The sequence below is a fragment of the Janibacter sp. Soil728 genome (assembly GCF_001428305.1).
GTDB lineage: Bacteria > Actinomycetota > Actinomycetes > Actinomycetales > Dermatophilaceae > Janibacter.
Genome location: NZ_LMRZ01000004.1, coordinates 782,844 through 802,557, shown reverse-complemented (window position 1 = coordinate 802,557; position 19,714 = coordinate 782,844). Strand labels below are relative to the sequence as shown.

At 70.0% G+C, this 19,714-nt stretch carries 18 protein-coding genes; 2 read left to right on the top strand and 16 right to left on the bottom strand.

Going from position 1 to position 19,714, the window contains the following annotated elements:
- Window positions 1-18: 18 nt before the first annotated feature.
- From pheT to ASG73_RS10630, 4 genes are all read right to left on the bottom strand, one after another.
- Window positions 19-2,553 carry a phenylalanine--tRNA ligase subunit beta gene (gene pheT / locus ASG73_RS10645; protein ID WP_055994324.1) on the bottom strand — a complete coding sequence of 845 codons (2,535 nt, stop codon included), beginning with the start codon at window positions 2,551-2,553 and terminating at the stop codon, window positions 19-21.
- Window positions 2,553-3,647 carry a phenylalanine--tRNA ligase subunit alpha gene (gene pheS / locus ASG73_RS10640; RefSeq protein WP_055994321.1) on the bottom strand — a complete coding sequence of 365 codons (1,095 nt, stop codon included), beginning with the start codon at window positions 3,645-3,647 and terminating at the stop codon, window positions 2,553-2,555. Before pheS ends, pheT begins: the two co-directional genes overlap by 1 nt.
- A 30-nt stretch (window positions 3,648-3,677) precedes the next feature.
- Entirely contained in the window at window positions 3,678-4,862 is a 1,185-nt protein-coding gene (locus ASG73_RS10635; protein ID WP_055994318.1) for a WXG100 family type VII secretion target, read from the bottom strand.
- A 64-nt stretch (window positions 4,863-4,926) separates the two neighbouring features.
- Window positions 4,927-6,231, bottom strand: a complete 1,305-nt coding sequence (locus ASG73_RS10630; RefSeq protein WP_055994313.1) for a hypothetical protein — start codon at window positions 6,229-6,231, stop codon at window positions 4,927-4,929.
- Between the two features lie 98 nt (window positions 6,232-6,329).
- Between ASG73_RS10630 and ASG73_RS10625 the strand changes: the two genes are divergently transcribed.
- Both ASG73_RS10625 and ASG73_RS10620 read left to right on the top strand, forming a co-directional pair.
- Entirely contained in the window at window positions 6,330-6,776 is a 447-nt protein-coding gene (locus ASG73_RS10625; RefSeq protein ID WP_200946753.1) for a Fur family transcriptional regulator, read from the top strand.
- A gap of 41 nt (window positions 6,777-6,817) precedes the next feature.
- On the top strand, window positions 6,818-8,377 hold the full coding sequence (locus ASG73_RS10620) for a catalase (RefSeq protein WP_055994307.1): 1,560 nt from the start codon (window positions 6,818-6,820) through the stop codon (window positions 8,375-8,377).
- A 65-nt stretch (window positions 8,378-8,442) separates the two neighbouring features.
- Here ASG73_RS10620 and ASG73_RS10615 read toward each other — a convergent pair whose 3' ends face one another.
- The 12 genes from ASG73_RS10615 to ASG73_RS10560 all read right to left on the bottom strand — a co-directional run bounded on the left by ASG73_RS10615 (window position 8,443) and on the right by ASG73_RS10560 (window position 19,714).
- On the bottom strand, window positions 8,443-9,207 hold the full coding sequence (locus tag ASG73_RS10615; protein ID WP_082567145.1) for a TrmH family RNA methyltransferase: 765 nt from the start codon (window positions 9,205-9,207) through the stop codon (window positions 8,443-8,445).
- A gap of 56 nt (window positions 9,208-9,263) precedes the next feature.
- A complete protein-coding gene (gene rplT / locus ASG73_RS10610; RefSeq protein WP_055994304.1) occupies window positions 9,264-9,647 on the bottom strand; it encodes a 50S ribosomal protein L20 in 384 nt (127 codons plus the stop codon).
- 39 nt (window positions 9,648-9,686) lie between these two features.
- Window positions 9,687-9,881, bottom strand: a complete 195-nt coding sequence (gene rpmI / locus ASG73_RS10605) for a 50S ribosomal protein L35 (RefSeq protein ID WP_055994301.1) — start codon at window positions 9,879-9,881, stop codon at window positions 9,687-9,689.
- A 42-nt stretch (window positions 9,882-9,923) separates the two neighbouring features.
- Window positions 9,924-10,628 (bottom strand): translation initiation factor IF-3, encoded by a 705-nt coding sequence (gene infC / locus ASG73_RS10600; RefSeq protein ID WP_082567178.1) that lies wholly within the window; start codon window positions 10,626-10,628, stop codon window positions 9,924-9,926.
- Between the two features lie 281 nt (window positions 10,629-10,909).
- Window positions 10,910-11,635, bottom strand: coding sequence for an SseB family protein (locus ASG73_RS10595; RefSeq protein ID WP_055994295.1), 726 nt, complete (start codon window positions 11,633-11,635; stop codon window positions 10,910-10,912).
- Window positions 11,632-12,375, bottom strand: a complete 744-nt coding sequence (gene priA / locus ASG73_RS18415; protein ID WP_055994292.1) for a bifunctional 1-(5-phosphoribosyl)-5-((5-phosphoribosylamino)methylideneamino)imidazole-4-carboxamide isomerase/phosphoribosylanthranilate isomerase PriA — start codon at window positions 12,373-12,375, stop codon at window positions 11,632-11,634. The genes ASG73_RS10595 and priA overlap by 4 nt, the downstream gene beginning before the upstream one ends.
- Entirely contained in the window at window positions 12,372-13,022 is a 651-nt protein-coding gene (gene hisH, locus ASG73_RS18410) for an imidazole glycerol phosphate synthase subunit HisH (RefSeq protein WP_055994289.1), read from the bottom strand. The genes priA and hisH overlap by 4 nt, the downstream gene beginning before the upstream one ends.
- Window positions 13,019-13,612, bottom strand: coding sequence for a hypothetical protein (locus ASG73_RS10580; protein WP_156466246.1), 594 nt, complete (start codon window positions 13,610-13,612; stop codon window positions 13,019-13,021). The genes hisH and ASG73_RS10580 overlap by 4 nt, the downstream gene beginning before the upstream one ends.
- 8 nt (window positions 13,613-13,620) lie before the next feature.
- Window positions 13,621-14,232 (bottom strand): imidazoleglycerol-phosphate dehydratase HisB, encoded by a 612-nt coding sequence (gene hisB / locus ASG73_RS10575; RefSeq protein ID WP_055994284.1) that lies wholly within the window; start codon window positions 14,230-14,232, stop codon window positions 13,621-13,623.
- On the bottom strand, window positions 14,229-15,347 hold the full coding sequence (locus ASG73_RS10570) for a histidinol-phosphate transaminase (protein WP_055994282.1): 1,119 nt from the start codon (window positions 15,345-15,347) through the stop codon (window positions 14,229-14,231). Before ASG73_RS10570 ends, hisB begins: the two co-directional genes overlap by 4 nt.
- Window positions 15,344-16,690, bottom strand: a complete 1,347-nt coding sequence (gene hisD, locus ASG73_RS10565; protein ID WP_055994280.1) for a histidinol dehydrogenase — start codon at window positions 16,688-16,690, stop codon at window positions 15,344-15,346. The genes ASG73_RS10570 and hisD overlap by 4 nt, the downstream gene beginning before the upstream one ends.
- Window positions 16,691-16,750: 60 nt before the next feature.
- Window positions 16,751-19,714: a bifunctional [glutamine synthetase] adenylyltransferase/[glutamine synthetase]-adenylyl-L-tyrosine phosphorylase gene (locus ASG73_RS10560; RefSeq protein WP_055994278.1), complete on the bottom strand. Its 2,964-nt coding sequence runs from the start codon at window positions 19,712-19,714 to the stop codon at window positions 16,751-16,753.

Below are 19,714 nucleotides of genomic sequence, written 5' to 3'. Positions count from 1 at the left end.
CGGCCTCCGTCCGGTGGCTCAGCGCTGCTGGGCGCCCGTGGCGCTCGTCGCCGCAGCGACCGCCGTGTCGCGCAGCTTGCTGACCTCGTCGGTCTTGAGCGTCCGATTGGCGCGGAAGGTCAGTCGGTAGGCCAAGGACTTGCGCCCCTCACCGACCTGGTCACCTCGGTAGACGTCGAAGAGGGTGAGTGACTCCAGATCCTTCCCCGCTCCCGAGCGCAGCGCCGCGGCGACGGCGGCCGCCGGGACGCCCTCGTCGACGACGAGCGCGACATCGGTGTTGGCCACCGGCTGGGTCGACAGCTGGGCGGGCCGCACCGGCTCACCCGAGGCGGCGACGATCGCGTCGAGGTCGAGCTCGGCAGCGACCGTCCGCTCCGGCAGCTCCAGCCGCGCGCACACCTTGGGGTGCAGCTCGCCGGCGTGGCCGACGACCGTGCCATCGGGCAGCGACACCGCGACGCACCGACCGGGGTGGAAGGGCGTGCGCTGCGCCGCCTCGACGCTCAGCTCCACGCCGATGGCCGCTCCGAGCGCGCGCGCCCAGCCGACGACATCCGTCGGGTCGGCGGCTCGAGCGGCGCCGTGCGGGCCCGCGGGCAGTGCGGCACCGGTGGCCGCGATGGCGACGTGGCGCGGCTGCGCCGGGACACCGTCGAGGATCCGCGTGAGGGTCTCGGCATCGGGCTCGACCCCACCCGGCGGCAGCGGAAGGGGGGTGATCCCGCCTGCCGTGACCAGCCCGATCTCGTAGAGGCCTACGTCGCGCTGACCGCGGGAGACATTGCGGCGCAAGGTGTCCAGCAGCGTGTCGAGGATCGAGGTGCGCATCAGCGGCGCCTCGTCCTGCAACGGGTTGGCCAGCCGGACGCTCTCGCGGCGCACATCGTCCGCGGCGTGACCGAGGTCGTCATGGCGCTGCGACGAGGTGAAGGGGTAGGACAGGACCTCGACGAGACCGGTCGCCGCGAGGGTGCGGGCGACGACTCGACGGGCGCGCTGCTCATGGGTCAGACCGCGGCCTGCCGAGGCCCTCGGCACGACCGAGGGGATCTGGTCGTAGCCGCGCACCCGCGCGACCTCCTCGACCAGGTCGGGCCCGTTGGTCAGGTCCGGACGCCAGGTGGGCGGGGTGACGCGGAGGGACTCCCCTTCGTCGCTCACGGCGCAGCCGATCGCGGTGAGGCTGGCGACGACCTCGTCGCGCGGGTACTCCAACCCGATGTACCGCGTGGGCAGCTGCGGGTCGAAGGTGATCGTCGACGGTGCCGCGGGCGTGCCCACGTCGGTGGCGCTCGGGTCAGCCGTGCCGCCGCCGTGCTCGACGAGCAGGTCGACAGCCAGCTGCGCCGCGGCCGCAGTGACGGCAGGATCGACTCCACGCTCGAAGCGCTTGGAGGCCTCGGTCGCCAGCCGGTGGCGGCGGGCGGAACGCGCGACGGACACCGGGTCGAAGTGCGCGGCCTCGACGAGGACGTCGACCGTCGAGGCGGTGACCTCGCTCGTCTCTCCGCCCATGACACCGGCGATGGCCAGCGGGGTCGTACCCCCGTCAGTGATGAGCAGGTCGGTCGGGTCGAGGGTCCGCTCGACGTCGTCGAGGGTCTTGAGGGTCTCGCCAGCGCGTGCACGACGCACCTCGATCGCACCCGACAGGGTGTCGAGGTCGAAGGCGTGCAGGGGCTGACCGAGCAGCATCATCACGTAGTTGGTGACGTCGACGGCGAGCGAGATCGGGCGCATGCCGACCTCGGTGAGCCGGCGCTGCATCCACTCCGGTGATGGCGCCGTGGCGTCGATCCCGCGGACGATGCGCGCGACATAGCGGTCACATCCGGGCACGCCGTCGACGGGAGCGTCGTCGGCGAGGCGAACCTCGTAGCCGGACCCGGTCGCCTCGGCGACAACCAGGTCCGCCGGGTCGACGAAGGCAGTGCCCTCCGACAGCGCGTACTCGCGCGCGATCCCGCGCATGGAGAAGCAGTAGCCGCGGTCCGGCGTGACGTTGACCTCGACGGTCTCGGCGTCCAGGCCGAAGACGGGGATGAGGTCATCACCCGGGGTGAGGCCCGTCAGCGTCTCGGAGCGGTCGGCGAAGTACTCGGTGAGCACGATGATGCCGTCGTGGTCCTCGCCCAGGCCGAGCTCCATCGCGGAGCAGATCATCCCGGCGCTCACGTGGCCGTAGGTCTTGCGCGCCGCGATCTCGAAGTTCCCCGGGAGCACTCCGCCGGGCAGGATCACCGCGACGAGGTCGCCGACGTCGAAGTTGTGCGCGCCGCACACGATGCCCACCCCTTCGGCAGCGGAGCCGTTGACTGCGTTCAACGAGGTACCCACGTCCACCCGGCACCAGTTGATCGTCTTGCCGTTCTTCTGCTCCTCGGGCGTGCGCTCGAGGACCTTGCCGACGACGAGAGGACCGGTGCTCTCGCCACCGAAGATGTCCTCTTCCTCCAGACCCACCCGCACGAGGGAGGCGGCGACATCCGCTCCCTTCGCCTCGGGGACGACCTCGGTCAGCTCACGCAGCCATTCGATGGGGGCCCGCATCAGATCTCCATCCCGAACGCGGCCGAGAAGCGCACGTCTCCCTCGATGATGTCGCGCATGTCGGCAACTCCGTGGCGGAGCATGAGCGAGCGCTCGATGCCCAGGCCGAAGGCGAAGCCGGTGTACTCGTCCGGGTCGATCCCGCTGGCCGCGAGGACCTTGCGGTTGACCATGCCGGAACCGCCGAGCTCGATCCAGCCGGTGCCACCGCAGGTCCGGCACGCGGAGTCCTCACCTCGGCAGACCCAGCACTGGCAGTCGATCTCGGCGCTCGGCTCGGTGAAGGGGAAGTAGTTGGGCCGCAGTCGCGTGACGATGCCCTCGCCGAAGAGGCCTTGGACGAAGGCGTCGAGCGCCCCGCGCAGGTGGGCCATCGTGATGCCCTTGTCGACGACGAGACCCTCGAACTGGTGGAAGACGGGGGTGTGCGTCGCGTCGAGGTCATCCGTGCGGAAGACCTTGCCGGGGCACAGGACGTAGATGGGCGGCTCGCGGTCGAGCATGGTGCGGATCTGCACCGGCGAGGTGTGCGTGCGCAGCACGACCCCGGCATCCACCGGCTCGACGAAGAAGGTGTCCTGCTCACCGCGCGCCGGGTGGTCCGGCCCGATGTTGAGGGCGTCGAAGGTCAGCCACTCGGACTCGATCTCGGGGCCCTCGGCGATCTCCCAGCCCATGCCGACGAAGATGTCCTCGACGCGCTCGGTGACGAGGCTGATCGGGTGCCGGGCGCCGAGGCGCTGGTACGGGCTCGGGACGGTCAGGTCGAGGGTCTCCTCGACGAGGATCCGCTCGTCACGCTCGGTCTCGAGCTCGGCCTGCCGGGCCTTGAAGGCCTGCCCCACCTGCCCGCGGGCCTGGCCGACGCGCTTGCCGGCCTCGGCCTTGGCGCTCGGCGGGAGCGCACCGATCTCGCGGTTGGCGAGCGCGAGGGGGCTCTTGTCCCCCTGGTGCGCCCCGCGGATCCGCTTGAGCTCGTCGAGGGTCGTGGCGCCCGCAGCGGCGTCGAGGGCCGCTTGGACGGCGTCATCGATCAGCTGTGGGTCGAGCGCGGCGACCTCGACCGGGTCGTAGTTGGTGTTGGGTCCTGACACGAGGCCAGAGTCTACGTGGGACGAAGGGGGCTACTTCCGCAGGTCGTGGACGGTGAGCCGGTCGCGGGGGTCGGTGAAGAGCGGGGTGTCGTACTTGTCGGCGCCCGACTCGTACAGCTGATGCAGCTGTCCATCCTTGATGAATGAGCCTTCGGACATCTTCGGCACGCTGATCTTCGTCGCGTCGTCGTCGCTCCAGTCGTCGAGCTTGTCCGCTGGAACCATGTACAGGTCCGAGGTCGAGCCCGGCCACCGTCCATAGCTGGAGGTGAAGTAGGCGTTGCCCGCCTCGTCAAAGCTCACCCCTTGAGTCTTCGGTGGCACCTCGTACGTGCCGACCTGGTCGCCGATGCTGCCGTCGTCGTTGAGCTCGTACTTGTACATGGAACCGCGTGCGGGCCACGTCCGTGACGGTTCCATGCGCTGCCCACCTTCGGAATGCGTCTCGTCCAGGAACTGGCTGACATACAGGTGACCGTCGTGCACCGTGACCGACGAGTGAGCGTCGGTGGGGATCGTGTCGATGGGGGTGACATCGGCGCACACCCCCGCCTTTCGCAGCTCCTGGGTGTCGTAGATCTGCACCTGCCCGTCGCCCGAGACATAGGTGCGGTCGCCGTTGACGTAGACGCCTCCGTAGTGGTCGATGCCCGCGAGCGACACGTCGGAGACGATGTTGCCGTCCTCGTCCGCGAAGACCATCTTGCCGGCCGTGTCCTGGTCCTCGTGGTAGTAGGTGTAGACGTAGAGCCCGGTCCTCTCGTCGAACGACACTCCTTGCGGCACCCACTCCGTCCCCACCAGGGGGATCTTCGCGCCGTCCGTGTAGTCGTCCGTCAGCTCGAAGTCCTCCGGCTGAGGCTGTCGGCTGCCCCCGCCCGAGTCGGGTGGGGTGTCGTACTTGATGGGGGCCACCGGGGCTGGAGTGCCTTTGCCGCCACCCCCTTCGCCACTGCCCTCACGCTGCTGCTGCGCCTGCTCCTTGGCCCGCTCCCCCACAGCCCGCAACAACTGCGCCGCAGCATCCAGCCGCTGCCGCGCCCCACGCCAGTCCGCGTCGAAGGCCTCCAGGTCGGGCCCGGCCCATGACTCCACGAGCACTGCCATCCCGGAGGTCCCCGTCCCCGCGATCCCCTCCACCCGGTCGGCCTCGACGTGCAGGGCATCACCGATGCCGTCGAGGATCTCCGGGTCGTTGCCATGGGTGAGTGTCATGACGATCGACCGTAATGGCAGTCCTGGTCATCCGCGATGGGGACGACTCCCCGACACCGACCACTCAAAAGCCGATCCCTCTCCACACGTCAGCCGCGGTGTTCGTCTGGGTCAGGTTCTTCGTCTGGAGGTGGTCCTCCGGTTCGACCGGTTTCTCGATCAAGTTCGGCTTCCACGGCGAGTCGGAGTCGATGACGTCCTGCCGGTAGGGGTCAGCACCCGACTCGGAGGTGATGACCAACTCGTCGTCGCGGATCACCACCCCTTGGGACAGCGGGCTCAGGCTGCCGGCGTGCTCGAAGTTCTGCGTCCCCCGGTCGACCCTGATCAGGGTCGACGGGTCGTCGGGTCCGTGGCTCTGGGTCACGTAGAAGTGCTCACCATCGGTCACGAGCCCCTGCATGTTGCCCGGGGCCCGCCAGTGGTTGCTGGACTCCCACGACGTGCCCTCCGATGGCAAGCGGCCATCATCACCGAGCTCGTACTCGTAGATGTCCCCCTCCTCTCCATTGCGGTACTTGCCCACGTAGAGCTTCCCGTCGTGGGAGGCGATGGTCGACCCCGTCGTGACCTCGTGACGGGAGATCGGGTCCACGGTCTCGTCCGGCGACGCGGCTTGGAGATCAGAGAGCGAGTAGTGCTCGACATACGAGCCACCCTCGAGCTGCGGCTTGCCGTCCTCATCGGTACCGACGCGCTCGCCGTTGCCCGTCACATAGACGTTGTCCCCGTCGACGGTGACACCGCCGTAGTGGTCGTTGCCCTCGATGCGCACGTACTTGACGGGACCTCCATCCGCCGGCTGAATCGCGAGCAGGCCCTCCTGCGGGTTGTCCTTGTTGTACATCGAGTGGACATAGGCATCGAGCTCGTCGCTGTAGCCCAGGCCCTGGGGCGTCCACGGCGTGCCGTCGTCAGGGATCGGGATCTCGAGATCCTCCTGATCCTTGTCGCTGTGCGGCACCCGATCACTTCCTCCGGAATCGGGCGGGGTGTCGTACTCGATCGGCACCACCAGCGCCGGGTCACCCGGAGAGGGCAGGGTGTTGTCGGCACCTGAAGTGCGTGGGAGCCACGGCACGCCCCGGCCGCCACCCCCTTCGCCACTACCCTCACGCTGCTGCTGAGCCTGCCCCTTGGCCCGACTGCCAACCACCCGCAGCAGCTGCGCTACCGCGGCCAGCTGCTGCTGGGCCCCACGCCAGTCCGCGTCGAAGCCCTCCAGATCAGGCCCGGCCCACGACTCCACGAGCACAGCCATCCCGCAGGCCCCCGTCCCCGCGATGCCCTCCACCCGGTCGGCCTCGACGTGCAGTGCATCACCGATGCCGTCGAGGATCTCCGGGTCATTGCCGTGGCTCACGCTCATGACGCTCCACGATAGGGAGACCGGTGCTCCTCCGCGATGGGGACGACTCCCCACCCTTCTCTTGACTGATTCAAGTTCTGGTGGGACTCTGGGTAACGATGAGCACCATGATCGAGACCGAGACTGCCGCGGACCTGCTCCGCAGCCACTCCCTGCGCGTCACCGCCCCTCGCGTGGCCGTGCTGCGGGAGCTCTCGGCGATCCCGCACGCTGATGTCGACACGATCGCCCGGGCGACCCGCGAGCGCCTGGGTTCGGTGAGCACCCAAGCCATCTACGACATCCTCGCCGTGCTGTCCGGCAACGGCCTCGTGCGCAAGTTCGAGCCGGCCGGCCACCCGGCCCGCTTCGAGCTCGAACTCGGGGACAACCACCACCACCTCGTGTGCCGCACGTGCGGCACGATGATCGATGTGGAATGTGCCCCCGGCAAGGCGCCCTGCCTCGACGCCGCCGACGACCACGGCTTCGCCATCGACGAGGCCGAGGTCATCTACTGGGGCGTCTGCCCGACCTGCGCCGCCGCGGCGGTCGCCACCCCCTGACCAGAACTGCACCCCACCCCGAAGAGAAAGAGGAGCAGCAGATGTCAACAACCCCCTCCACCCCCGAGCCCCGAGCCGACGCCAGAGGGACGCTCGACGTCTCCGGACCCTCCACCCAGGTCAACGGCGCACCGACCGTCAGCGACCGCAACTCGCTCTCCGTGGGCAGCAATGGTCCGCTGCTCCTGCACGACACGCACCTCGTCGACATGTTGGCTCACTTCAACCGGGAGAACATCCCCGAGCGCAAGCCCCACGCCAAGGGCTCCGGCGCCTTCGGTCACTTCGAGACGACGGCGGATGTCTCGCAGTACACCAAGGCTGCGGTGTTCCAGCAGGGCGCGACCACCCGCATGCTGACCCGCTTCTCCACCGTCGCCGGCGAGCTCGGCTCCCCCGACACCTGGCGCGACGTGCGCGGCTTCGCCATGCGCTTCTACACCTCCGAGGGCAACTTCGACCTCGTCGGCAACAACACGCCGGTCTTCTTCCTGCGCGATCCGCTGAAGTTCCCCAACTTCATCCGCAGCCAGAAGCGCCTGCCCGACAACGGCCTGCGTGACAACACGATGCAGTGGGACTTCTGGACCAACAACCCCGAGTCCGCCCACCAGGTCACCTATCTCATGGGCGACCGCGGCCTGCCGCGCTCCTGGCGCAACATGAACGGCTACGGCAGCCACACGTACATGTGGGTCAACGCCTCCGGCGACAAGTTCTGGGTCAAGTACCACTTCCACACCCAGCAGGGCGTCGAGGGCATCACCAACGAGGCCGCTGACCGTATCGCCGGGGAGGACGCCGAGTTCCACCGTCGCGACCTCTTCGAAGCCATCGAGCGCGGCGACCACCCGAAGTGGACGTTGTCCGTCCAGGTCATGCCCTACGAGGACGCGAAGACGTACCGCTTCAACCCCTTCGACCTGACGAAGACCTGGCCGCACAAGGACTACCCGCTCATCGAGGTCGGCACGATGACCCTCGACGAGAACCCGGTGAACTTCTTCGCGCAGATCGACCAGGCCGCCTTCGCACCGAGCAACACGGTGCCGGGCATCGGGTTCTCTCCCGACAAGATGCTGCTGGGGCGCGTCTTCGCCTACGCGGACGCCCACCGTGCACGCATCGGCACCAACTTCCACCAGCTACCGGTCAACCGCCCCGCGGTCGAGCAGGAGAACCACTACTCCTTCGACGGCCCGATGAGGGTCGAGCACTCCGGTGCGGCGCCGACCTATCACCCCAACAGCTTCGGTCGCCCGGTCGCGGACTACGAGGGACCGGTCGACGACGGGTGGGAGGCCGACGGCACCATCGTGCGCTCCGCCTACGAGCTGCACGCCGAGGACGACGACTTCGGCCAGCCAGGGACTCTCGTGCGCGAGGTCTTCGACGACGCCCAACGTGACCGTCTCGTCGACACGGTCATCGGCTCGCTCGGGGGTGTGCAGGACCCGATCCTGTCGCAGGTCTTCGACTACTGGACCAATGTCGACGCGACGATCGGTCAGCGCATCCGGGAGGGCCAGGCCGCGGCCACGGCCACCCCCGTCGACCCCGGCGAGATCCTCGGTGGGCAGAAGACCCACGCCGCGAGCTGACATCACGTCAGAGCACGCGAAGGGGGTGAGACCGGTTGGTCTCACCCCCTTCGTCGTGCGTCGGCTCAGGCGCGTTGCTGCCGGGCCGAGGCGTAGAGGCAGATCGTGGTCGCCATCGCGAGGTTGAGGGACTCGGCCTGGCCGTGGATCGGCACGCGGACGACCTCGTCGCACGCTTCCCGGGTCTGCGGCTCGAGACCCCAGGCCTCGTTGCCCATCACCCAGACGTGTGGACCGCTCAGGTCGCTCTCGTCGAGGGTCAGCTCCCCCGCACCGTCTGCCGCCAGACGCCGAATGCCGGCTGCCCCGAGGACCGCGAGGGTCTCGTCGATGTCGAGCCCGGTGACGACCGGCAGGTGGAAGAGCGAGCCGGCGGTGGAGCGCACGACCTTGGGCGAGGTCACGTCGACGGAGGCATCACTGATGAGCACGGCGTCAGCCCCGGCAGCGTCCGCGCCACGGATGACCGTGCCGAGGTTGCCGGGGTCGCGCACGTTGGTCAGCAGGACGAGCAGGCGAGGCTCGGCGTCGAGCACCGAGGTCAGCTCTGCCGCAGCCCAGTCGACGACGGCAGCCATGCCTTGCGGGGTGTCCGCATCACACATGGCCGCGAGCACCTCGGCGCTCGCCTCGTGGACGAAGACACCGGCCTCGCGGGCCGGCTCGACGAATTCCGCGTAGCGGTGCGCCGCCTCAGCGGTGACATAGAGGTCGGCGATGCGCTCGGGCGTGAACCGCACGGCCTCGCGCACTCCCTGGGGGCCCTCGACGAGGACCTGCCCGGTGCGCCGACGCACAGAACGCCGGGAGAGCCCGCGCACCGACTTCACCCGCTCCGAGGAGGGGTTGATCAGTGGTGGGCGCTCCCGGCGTCCGAAGTGGTCGCTCAGGCCTCGACCTTGGCATTGACCTGCGCAGGCACATTGGCCTTGGCGATCTCGACGAGGGCCACGAAGGCGGCCTCGTCGTTGACGGCGAGCTCGGCGAGCATGCGGCGGTCGACCTCGATCTCCGCGGCGCGCAGCCCCTGGATGAAGCGGTTGTAGGTCATGCCGTTGGCGCGGGCGCCAGCGTTGATGCGCTGGATCCACAGGCGACGGAAGTCGCCCTTGCGGGCCCGACGGTCACGGTAGCTGTACCCGAGACTGTGAGTGACCTGCTCCTTGGCCTTGCGGTAGAGGCGGGACCGCTGGCCCCGGTAACCGCTGGCGCGCTCGAGAACAACCCGGCGCTTCTTGTGGGCGTTGACCGCCCGCTTCACGCGTGCCACGTGAGTACTCCTTTAAGTTCGAGGGACAAGAGGCTCAGGTCAGCGACCGAGCAGCTTCTTGATCTTCTTGGTGTCGGCCTTGGAGACCAGGACGTCGTTCGCGAGACGACGCGCGTGCTGCGGGCTCTTCTCGTGGAACTTGTGGACGTGATTGGCGCGCTCGCGCATGATCTTGCCCGTACCGGTGACCCGGAATCGCTTCTTCGCACCGGAGTGCGTCTTGTTCTTCGGCATGGCGCCGATCTCCTTGTCGTTGCTGTGCTGGTCTGGGTCGGCTCAGGACTCTGCCGGAGCCTCGGCGGTCTCCTCCGCCGGGGCCTGCGCCTCGGTGGACTCGGCCACCGGGGCCTGCGCCTCGGTGGGCTCCTCCACCGGGGCCTGCGCCTCGGTGGACTCGGTCGCCGTGGCGTCAGCCTCGGTCGCTGCCTTCTGCTCGTCCTTCTTGCGGCGGGCCTCGGCGCGAGCCTCGGACTTCCGCTTGGTCGGGCCGAGCACCATGATCATGTTGCGCCCGTCCTGCTTGGGCGCGGACTCGACCGTGCCGAGCTCCACGACGTCCTCGGCCAGACGCTGCAGCAGTCGGAAGCCCAGCTCGGGGCGGGACTGCTCGCGGCCGCGGAACATGATCGTCACCTTGACCTTGTCGCCGGCGCTCAGGAAGCGCTCGACGTGGCCCTTCTTGGTGCCGTAGTCGTGGCTGTCGATCTTCGGTCGGAGCTTGATCTCCTTGATGACCGTGTTGACCTGGTTCTTGCGTGCCTCACGGGCCTTCATGGCGGCTTCGTACTTGTACTTGCCGAAGTCCATGAGCTTGGCGACGGGAGGCTTTGCCATCGGCGCGACCTCGACGAGGTCGAGGTCAGCCTCTGCGGCGAGACGGAGGGCATCCTCCACGCGCACGATGCCGACCTGCTCCCCGTTGGGGCCGACCAACCGCACCTCAGGGACGCGGATTCGGTCATTGATGCGAGGCTCGCTGATGTGTGGCTCCTTAGCTCGGTGTGTCACTCCTGGCGACCAACGAAGAAAGGCTCCTCGCCGATCGCGAGAAGCCTCCACCAGAGCACGACGTCAACAGGAGATCAAAGGATGTCGAGGACATCCCGCGATCCGTGTCGCGTCGAGACCTGTGACCCGGCAACCTGTGTCCGAAGACGATGGTCGACGCGGGTGGAAGCGAGGCTCCTCTTGCGTCATCGCCACGAGGACGATGACCGGTCAGTGAGAGACACTACCAGCGACTGGCCATCTGCCGAAATCGGTCAGGCGATGGCGAAGGAGAGGCCGTCCACCCGGGCGCGCAGCTCGCCATCGGTCGCCAGCTTTTCGGCCACGTCGGTGACGAGGGCGCGCACGGCCGGCCCATCCAGCCCCGGCACGAGGGTCAGCTGGATCTGCAGGATCCCTTGGCCGTCGGGGACGCCCTCCGCCAGGACATGATCGGTGATCTCCTCGTGCCCCGCGGTGACCCGCTCCACGGACTGAGCGACGAAGGGGTCCTCGTGGGCGGGCAGCCACGGGCGCTGCTGAGCCAACGCCCACACCATCGACGAGCGAACCTCGAAGGCCTGCTCGCTCGCACAGTCGAGGACCATCAGGTCGGCCTTCTCGCTCACCGCCGCCTGGGCGGCCCGAGCAGCCTCGACCGGTACGGGACGAACAGACGCGTCGAAGGCTGCCAGGGCCGCCATCGAGGAGAAGATCGGCAGGGCGGTCCGACCGTCAGGGTGCTCGAGGAGGACGACCGCCATGTCGGCCTCCTTGTCAGCGACGTGGCCGTGCTCGCTCTCGACCGTCTCGGCGGCCACCGCCTTGACGGGCACGAGCAACCGCGCAGTGGCGAGTCGGGCAAGAACGTCCTGCTCGCCCCCTGTGGTCAGCGCCTGCATCAGTGCCTGGTCGGCCTCGCCGGTGTCCCCCGCGAAGCCACCGGCCGGGACCTCCCGCCCGCCCCAGGGAACGCCCGCGGAGTCTGCCGGGCCCGTCACGGGCGACCTGCCGCGTCGAGCGCCTCGGCGAGCGTGACGGTGCCCTTGTAGAGGGCCGATCCGATGATGGCCCCCTCCACGCCGACCGGCACGAGCTCACGCAGTGCGACCACGTCCTCGCGGGTGGTCACTCCCCCGCTTGCGACGACCTTGGCCTCCGTGGCAGCGGCAACATCCTTGAGCAGCTGGAGGTTGGGTCCGGCGAGCATCCCGTCCTTGGCCACATCGGTGACGACAAAACGGGTGCAGCCCTCGGAGTTGAGTCGCGCCAGGGTCTCCCAGAGGTCGCCCCCTTCCTTGGTCCACCCTCGGGCGGCGAGCGTGGTGCCCCGCACGTCCAGACCAACGGCGATCCGGTCGCCGTACTCGGCGATCGCGGCTGCCGTCCACTCGGGGTTCTCCAGGGCTGCGGTGCCGAGGTTGACCCGCGCGCAGCCGGAGTCGAGGGCCGCGACGAGGGACTCCTGGTCCCGGATCCCGCCGCTCAGCTCCACCTTGACGTCGAGCTGGCCGACGATACCGGCGAGCAGGTCCCGGTTGCTCCCTTCGCCGAAGGCCGCGTCGAGGTCCACGAGGTGGATCCACTCGGCACCCTGGTCCTGCCAGGCGCGTGCCGCCTGCAGCGGGTCGCCGAAGTCCCACCCGGAGTCGGCCACACCCTGCTGCAGCTGGACGGCGCGTCCCCCTCGCACGTCGACGGCGGGCAGGAGCTCCAGTCGGGGGCTCTCGTTCGTGGTCACAGTGACATCACCCAGTTCTTCAGCAGGTGCAGCCCAGCGTCCCCGGACTTCTCGGGGTGGAACTGCGTGGCGGACAACGGACCGTTCTCGACGGCCGCGACAAAGGGGGACCCGTGCTCGCTCCACGTGACCCGGGGGCTGGCTGCGGCCAGCGCGCCGGGGGCGGTCGGCAGGTCCCAGGAACCGACACCGTAGGAGTGGACGAAGTAGAAGCGCTCGGTCTCGACGCCGGCGAAGAGGGCGGTGCCCTCGGGTGCGGAGACCTCGGACCACCCCATGTGCGGCACGACGGGGGCGGTCAACCGCTCGGCCGTACCCGGCCACTGGGCCAGACCCTCCTGCTCGGGCTGGGTGCCGTGGGGTTCGTGCGACCCGTCGAACATCACCTGCATCCCGACGCACACGCCGAGCACGGGCCGGCCACCCGCGAGGCGGGTGTCGATCAGCGCTGGGCCGTCCGCTGCGCGCAGCCCTGCCATGCAGGCGTGGAAGTTGCCGACGCCCGGCACGAAGAGGCCGTCCGCGGCGAGGGCAGCGCTGCGGTCTGCGGTGAGCTCGACCTGCGCCCCGACGTACGAGAGGGCGCGGACGGCGGAGTGGACATTGCCGGAGCCGTAGTCGAGGACGACGACGCGAGGGCTGGTCATTGGTGCACATCCTTGACGGCGGACTCGAAGTCCTGGACGGATCGGGGGTTGGGGGCGATGACCGACCCCAGGGCGGTGTCGGACCCCTCGAGCACCCGTCCGCCGGGCAGACCGAGCACGGCGGTGGCCTCGACGAGCCACTCGAGATGGGTCAGGTCGACCCGGGTCCACAGGGCACGGATCTCGCGGATCGGCACCTCTCGGGTCCCGGAGCCGGCCGCCAGGGTGCGATGCAGGCTCTCGGGCGTGAGCGGCGGCAGCTGAGGTCCGCGCACGACGTCACGGTCCGCACCGCGCAGGGCCCACCTGATCGGGGAGCGACCCGGCGCCCGGGCGGTGATGACGGCCGCGTCGCCGATCTCGAAGAGGCCGATGGACGGCGCGATCGCCGTCGGGACATGACGTGCGGCCAGGACGGTCAACGCATCGTCGTAGGGGGCCGCCGCAGCGCTCGCCGAGGTGGCCGGGACGATGATCGACCACGTGCTGTGCTCGAGCACGTGGCACGGTACGACGCCACGCCGCACCCACTCCACGGCCCTCGCGGACGACGCGGAGAGCAGCACCACTCCCCTGCCCTGCTGGGTCATCGCATGCTCTACAGGGCGCCCTTGGCGCTGGGGATGCCGGTGACCCGCGGGTCCACGGCCACGGCCGCACGCAACGCGCGGGCCAGTGCCTTGAACTGCGCCTCGACGATGTGGTGCGGGTCGCGACCAGCGAGCACCCGCACGTGCAGGGCGATCCCGGCGTTGTAGGCGAAGGACTCCATGACGTGACGGGTCAGCGAACCGACGAAGTTGCCGCCGATGATGACGTACTCCTGCCCCTCCGGCTCACCGGCGTGCACCACGTAGGGGCGTCCGGCGACGTCGACGACCGCGTGGACCAGTGCCTCGTCGAGCGGGACGGTGGCATCGCCGAAGCGGCTGATGCCGCTCTTGTCCCCGAGCGCCTCGCGCACTGCCTGACCCAGGACGATCGCGACGTCCTCGACCGTGTGGTGCGCATCGACGTCCACATCGCCCTCGGCCCGGATCGTCAGGTCGATGAGGCTGTGCTTGGCCAGCGACAGGAGCATGTGGTCGTAGAAGCGCACGCCCGTGGCCACCTCGCCTGCGCCCGTGCCGTCGAGGTTGACGCTCACCTCGACGCGGCTCTCCGAGGTCCCTCGGCTCACCGTCGCGGTGCGGGGGGCGGTGCTGTTCACGGGTTCTCCTTGGTCAGTGCGTGCGTGGGGACGAGCGTGGCCATCGCCTCGAGGAAACGGCCGGTCTCCTCCGGTGTGCCGGCGGTGACCCTCAGGTGGTGGGCGATACCGACGTCGCGGACGAGCACGCCCTCGTCGAGCAGAGCCTGCCATGTGGCAGGCGCGTCGGCGAGCCCTCCGAAGAGGACGAAGTTGGCATCGCTCGGCACCGGCACCAGGCCCATGGCCGCAAGCTCGGTGACCAGACGGTCGCGCTGCTCCTTGATCGCGTCGACCGTCTCCAGCAGCCGGTCGGCGTGCTCGAGGGAGACTCGCGCGATGGTCTGGGTGGGTGCGGACAGGTGGTACGGCAGGCGGACCAGTCGTAGCGCGTCGATGACCTCGGGACTCGCGGCGAGGTAGCCGAGCCGGCCGCCGGCGAGGGCGAAGGCCTTGCTCATCGTGCGGGTGACCACCAGTCGCGGGTGCCGCTGCAGCAACGACAGGGCCGTCGGTGTGCCGGGGCGGGCGAACTCGGCGTACGCCTCGTCGACGACGACGAGTGCCCGCGGCGCTGCCTCGAGCATCGCCTCGATGACGTCGAAGGGCAGGGCCGAACCCGTGGGGTTGTTGGGCGAGCAGAGGAAGACCAGGTGCGGGTCGGCCGCCCTTGCCTGCTCGACCGCGGACTCGAGCGTCAGGTCGAAGGTGCCGGCGTCGCGCTGCCCGTCCACCCAGGTCGTGCCGAGCGTCTCGTTGATGATCGGGTGCATCGAGTAGGCCGGGGTGAAGCCGAGCGCCGTGCGACCGGGACCGCCGAAGGCCTGGACCACGTGCGAGAGGACCTCGTTGGAGCCGTTGCCGGCCCAGATCTGCTCGGGGCGAAGGGAGACCCCGCTGCGGTCCTCGAGGTAGCTGACGAGGGCCTTGCGCAGGTCGGTGAACTCGCGGTCCGGATACCGGTTGAGCCCGCCCAGGCTCTCGCGGAGCTCACCGAGGATGGCCTCGACGACCTCCGGCGGGACGGAGTACGAGGACTCGTTGGTGTTGAGCTGGACGGCCACGTCCAGCTGGGGCGCACCGTAGGCGGTGCGGCCACGCAGCTCGGGGCGCAGCAGTGCCTCGACCTCGCTCATCGGCTGACCTCGCCGGTACGTGCCGTGACGGCCTCGCCGTGGGCGGGCAGGTCCTCTGCGCGGGCCAGTGCGACCACGTGGGGGGCGACCTCGGCCAGTGCCTGCGCCGAGTACTCGACGACGTGGATGCCCCGGAGGAAGGACTGGACCGACAAGCCGCTGCTGTGCGCAGCACTCCCGCCCGTGGGCAGCACGTGGTTGGAGCCGGCGACGTAGTCACCCAGGCTCACCGGCGAGTGGGTGCCGACGAAGATCGCCCCCGCATTGCGCACCCGAGCCGCGACCGTCGGCGCATCGGCAGTGATGACCTCGAGGTGCTCGGCGGCGTACGCATCGGCGACCCGGAGCCCGGCCTCGAGGTCGTCGACGAGGACGATCGCCGACTGACGTCCACGGAGGGCCTCGGTGACCCGCTCGCGGTGCTTGGTGACAGCAGCCCGACGCTCCACGGCCACACTGACCGCGTCGGCGAGCTGGGTGGAGTCGGTGATGAGGACCGAGCCGGCGAGGGGATCGTGCTCGGCCTGGCTGATGAGGTCGGCGGCGACGTGGTCAGGGTCGGCCGTCGCGTCCGCCAGGACGGCGATCTCCGTCGGTCCGGCTTCGGCGTCGATGCCGACGAGGCCCTTGAGGAGCCTCTTGGCCGCGGCGACGTAGATGTTGCCGGGCCCGGTCACGAGGCTCACGGGGACGCACTCGCCGCCGTCGGCGGATGCCTCGTCGACGAATCCGTGCGCGAAGCCGGCCACGGCCTGGGCTCCGCCCATGGCCCACACCTCGTCGACACCGAGCAGGGCACAGGCAGCGAGGATCGTCGGGTGCGGGTAGCCGGCGAAGACGCCGACGTTGTCCTTCTGCGGGGGGCTGGCGACGGCGAGCGAGCCGACACCGGCGAGCTGGGCGGGGACGACATTCATCACCACGGAGCTCGGGTAGACGGCGCGCCCACCCGGGACGTAGAGACCGACGCGGTCCACCGGGACCCACCGCTCCGTGACCGTGCCGCTCTCGTGGAGGTGCGTCGTCGTGTCGGTGCGCCGCTGGTCGGCGTGCACCGCTCGAGCGCGCTCGATCGAGACCTCGAGCGCGGCCCGCACGTCGGCGTCGAGGACGTCGACGGCAGCGTCGAGGACCTCGGCGGGAACGCGAAGGGTGGAGGGACGCACCCCGTCGAAGCGCTCGCCGAACTCGTAGAGCGCCTCGGCTCCGCGGTCATGGACGTCATCGCAGATCGGTCGGACCGCCGAGAGGGCAGCCTCGACGTCATACTCCGCACGGGGCAGTACCGCGCGCAGCTGCCGGGCCCCGAGGGGCTGGGAACGCAGATCGATCGTGGCGAGCATGGTGCCAGTCTAGGTTCGTCGCCACGCGCGTCAGACCGGTGTCTCACCGGTGCTCGTCGCTCACGGCTCCCCGTAGAAGATCCTGTCGACGACGTGGCGTGCCCGCCGCGCCGTTCGCCGGTAGGACTCCGCCAGGGCGAGCCCGGACAGCGGCTCCATCCCGACGATCCGACCGACGCCGTCGGCCTCGCGCAGGTTGGAAGGCACCGAGTCCACCGGTCGCCCCCGAAAGAGCATGCCGGCGTTGCGCAGCAGCGAGGCCATCGACCACGCCTCGCGCAGCACGGTCGCGTCCTCGACGTCCACGAGACCGATCTCCACGGCTGCCGCGAGCGCTGGCAGCGTCCGGGTCGTGCGCAGCCCCGCGTGCTCGTGGGCGTGCTCCATCTGCAACAGCTGGATGGTCCACTCCACGTCCGAGAGGCCACCCACGCCGAGCTTGAAGTGGGCCCGGCGGTCGGCGCCGCGCGGGAGCCGCTCGGCCTCCATCCGTGCCTTGAGCCGCCGGACCTCGCGCACCTGCTGCGTGTCCAGCCCTTCGGCGGACCACCTGATCGGGTCGATGAGGGCGGTGAAGCGCCTCGCGAGGTCGGGGTCCCCGGCCACCGGTCGCGCCCGCAGCAACGCCTGGGCCTCCCAGGTCTGCGACCAGCGGGCGTAGTAGGTCGCATAGCTCGCGAGCGAACGCACCATCGGCCCGCTCTTGCCCTCCGGGCGCAGGTCGGCGTCCAGCCCCAGCGGCGGGTCCGAGCCGGCAGCACCGATGAGTCGGCGCAGCTCGCCGACGACGACGAGGGCCACCTCCTGGGCCTCCTGGTCGTCGGTCCCCTCGTGCGGGTCGTGGACGTAGAGCACGTCGGCGTCCGAGGAGTAGCCGACCTCGCGGCCCCCCAGGCGGCCCATGCCGACGATGAGCATGGCGGTGCCGAGCGGAGCCCCGCGCTCGGTCTCGACCTTGCGGATCACGACCTCGAGCGCCGCCTCGATCGTCGCGTCGCTCACCTCGGTGAGGGCCTCACCGACCTCGTCGAGCGTGAGCTTGTCCTCGAGGTCGGCGACGGCCACACGGAAGATCTCGGCCCGTCGAATCGCCCGGATGGCCGCGACGGCCGCCTCGGGGTCGTCCCGTCGTCCGGCGGCCGAGCGCATCCGACGCAGCAGCTCTTCATGGGTACGGGGACGCAGACCGTCCCCCTCCCCGAGCATCTGCACCGCTTCGGGGCTGGCGAGGAGCAGCTGTCCGGCGAATCGGCTGGCGCCGAGGGTGTGCGCCAGGGTCTGGGCAGCCTCGCCCTCGTCGCGCAGCAGGCGCAGGTACCAGTGCGTCGTGCCCAGCGCCTCGCTCACCTTGCGGAAGGCCAGCAGCCCGGCATCGGGGTCGGCCATCTCGGCAAACCACTCGAGCATGACCGGGAGGAGCTGTTTCTGGATCGCCGCGGCTCGGCTCACGCCGCCCATGAGGACCTCGAGGTGCCGCAGGGCGCCGGCCGGGTCGCGATAGCCGAGCGCACTCAACCGCTCGCGCGCCGCGTCCGGTGTCAACGACGCCTCGTCCGGGCTCAGCCGGGCAACGGCGGACAGGAGCGGGCGGTAGAAGAGTCGCTGGTGCAGTCGTCGTACCTCGCGCGAGTGCCCCGTGCGCAGCGCGACGACCTGCTTGTCGGGCTGGTCCCACAGGCGCATCGACCGGCCCAGCCGCCGCAGGTCGTCCTCGGTGATCGGCATGAGGTGGGTGCGGCGCAGCCGGTGCAGCTGGATCCGGTGCTCAAGGGTGCGCAGGATGCGGTAGGCCTCTTCCAGGACTGCGGCGTCGGCGCGACCGATGTAGCCACCCTTGGACAGCGCCGCCAGTGCGTCCAGCGTGGTCCCCGAGCGGAGCGTCTCGTCGGTGCGCCCGTGCACCAGCTGGAGCAGCTGGACGGAGAACTCGACATCGCGCAGGCCCCCGGGACCGAGCTTGAGCTGTCGCGCCGCCTCGGCAGAGGGGATGTGCTCCTCGACCCGACGGCGCATGGCCTGGACGTCGTCGACGAAGTCGTCGCGGGAGGCGGCCTCCCAGACCAACGGCTGCACGGCACCGAGGTATTCGGCACCGAGGCCCGCGTCCCCGGCGAGGTGGCGCCCCTTGAGGAGCGCTTGGAACTCCCAGGTCTTGGCCCAGCGGTCGTAGTAGGCACGATGGCTGGCCACCGTGCGCACGAGCGGCCCCTGCTTGCCCTCAGGACGCAGGGCGGCATCCACGGGCCACAGGCTGCCGTGGGCGGTGACGTCGGAGCAGGCGTGCATCGTGCGGGTGGCGATCTTGGTCGCGACCTCCAGCGCGGCCGCCTCGTCGGCACCGTCCGCCGGCTCGGCCACGAAGATCACGTCGACGTCCGAGATGTAGTTGAGCTCGCGCCCCCCGGCCTTGCCCATGCCGATCACGGCGAAGCGGCAGCTCTGGCCTGCCTCGCCGAGCTCGTCGATGGCGATCCGGACGGCCCCCTCGAGGGCGGAACCGGCCAGATCGGCCAGTGCTCTGGCGATCTCGGGGAGCACGACGACGGGGTCCTGCGACGTGACGTCGCGGGCGGCGATGCCCAGCAGCTGACGGCGGTAGGCCACCCGCAGCGCGTCCTGCGGCTCGAGGTCGCCGTGGTCGGCGATCTCGGCGAGGAGGACGTCAGTGCGCTCCTCGGGCGTCATCTCCCGTGCCCGGACCGCGTCTCGCCAATGCTCGGGGTGGGCGACGAGGTGGTCGACGAGCGCAGAGGAGACCCCCAGGGCGCCGATGACCCGACCTCGGGCGAGCTCGTCGGTACGCAGCGCGGTCACGAGGTCGTCGCTGCCTCCGGCCTCCATGAGGCGCACCAGCCCCAGCAGTGCCTGATCGGGGTCGGCTGACCGGCTCAGGGCGGCCAGCAGCCCGTCGGTGTCCCCGTGGAACGGCTCCAGGGCCGGGTCGGCCAGCAGGGACTGTGCTCGCCGGGTGTCGCTGAAGCCGCGTCGCGCAAGGGTGGGCAGGTGGCGGTCGGGTGGGGTCAC

What these genes read in the sequence shown, in the direction of transcription:
- ASG73_RS10635 (WP_055994318.1), bottom strand. Translation starts at nt 4,862, where the DNA reads ATGACACTCACCCATGGCAACGACCCGGAGATCCTCGACGGCATCGGT.
- ASG73_RS10570 (WP_055994282.1), bottom strand. Translation starts at nt 15,347, where the DNA reads ATGAGCGAGGTCGAGGCACTGCTGCGCCCCGAGCTGCGTGGCCGCACC.
- hisH (WP_055994289.1), bottom strand. Translation starts at nt 13,022, where the DNA reads ATGACCAGCCCTCGCGTCGTCGTCCTCGACTACGGCTCCGGCAATGTC.
- ASG73_RS10620 (WP_055994307.1), top strand. Translation starts at nt 6,818, where the DNA reads ATGTCAACAACCCCCTCCACCCCCGAGCCCCGAGCCGACGCCAGAGGG.
- ASG73_RS10630 (WP_055994313.1), bottom strand. Translation starts at nt 6,231, where the DNA reads ATGAGCGTGAGCCACGGCAATGACCCGGAGATCCTCGACGGCATCGGT.
- ASG73_RS10625 (WP_200946753.1), top strand. Translation starts at nt 6,330, where the DNA reads ATGAGCACCATGATCGAGACCGAGACTGCCGCGGACCTGCTCCGCAGC.
- pheT (WP_055994324.1), bottom strand. Translation starts at nt 2,553, where the DNA reads ATGCGGGCCCCCATCGAATGGCTGCGTGAGCTGACCGAGGTCGTCCCC.
- hisD (WP_055994280.1), bottom strand. Translation starts at nt 16,690, where the DNA reads ATGCTCGCCACGATCGATCTGCGTTCCCAGCCCCTCGGGGCCCGGCAG.
- ASG73_RS10580 (WP_156466246.1), bottom strand. Translation starts at nt 13,612, where the DNA reads ATGACCCAGCAGGGCAGGGGAGTGGTGCTGCTCTCCGCGTCGTCCGCG.
- rpmI (WP_055994301.1), bottom strand. Translation starts at nt 9,881, where the DNA reads ATGCCGAAGAACAAGACGCACTCCGGTGCGAAGAAGCGATTCCGGGTC.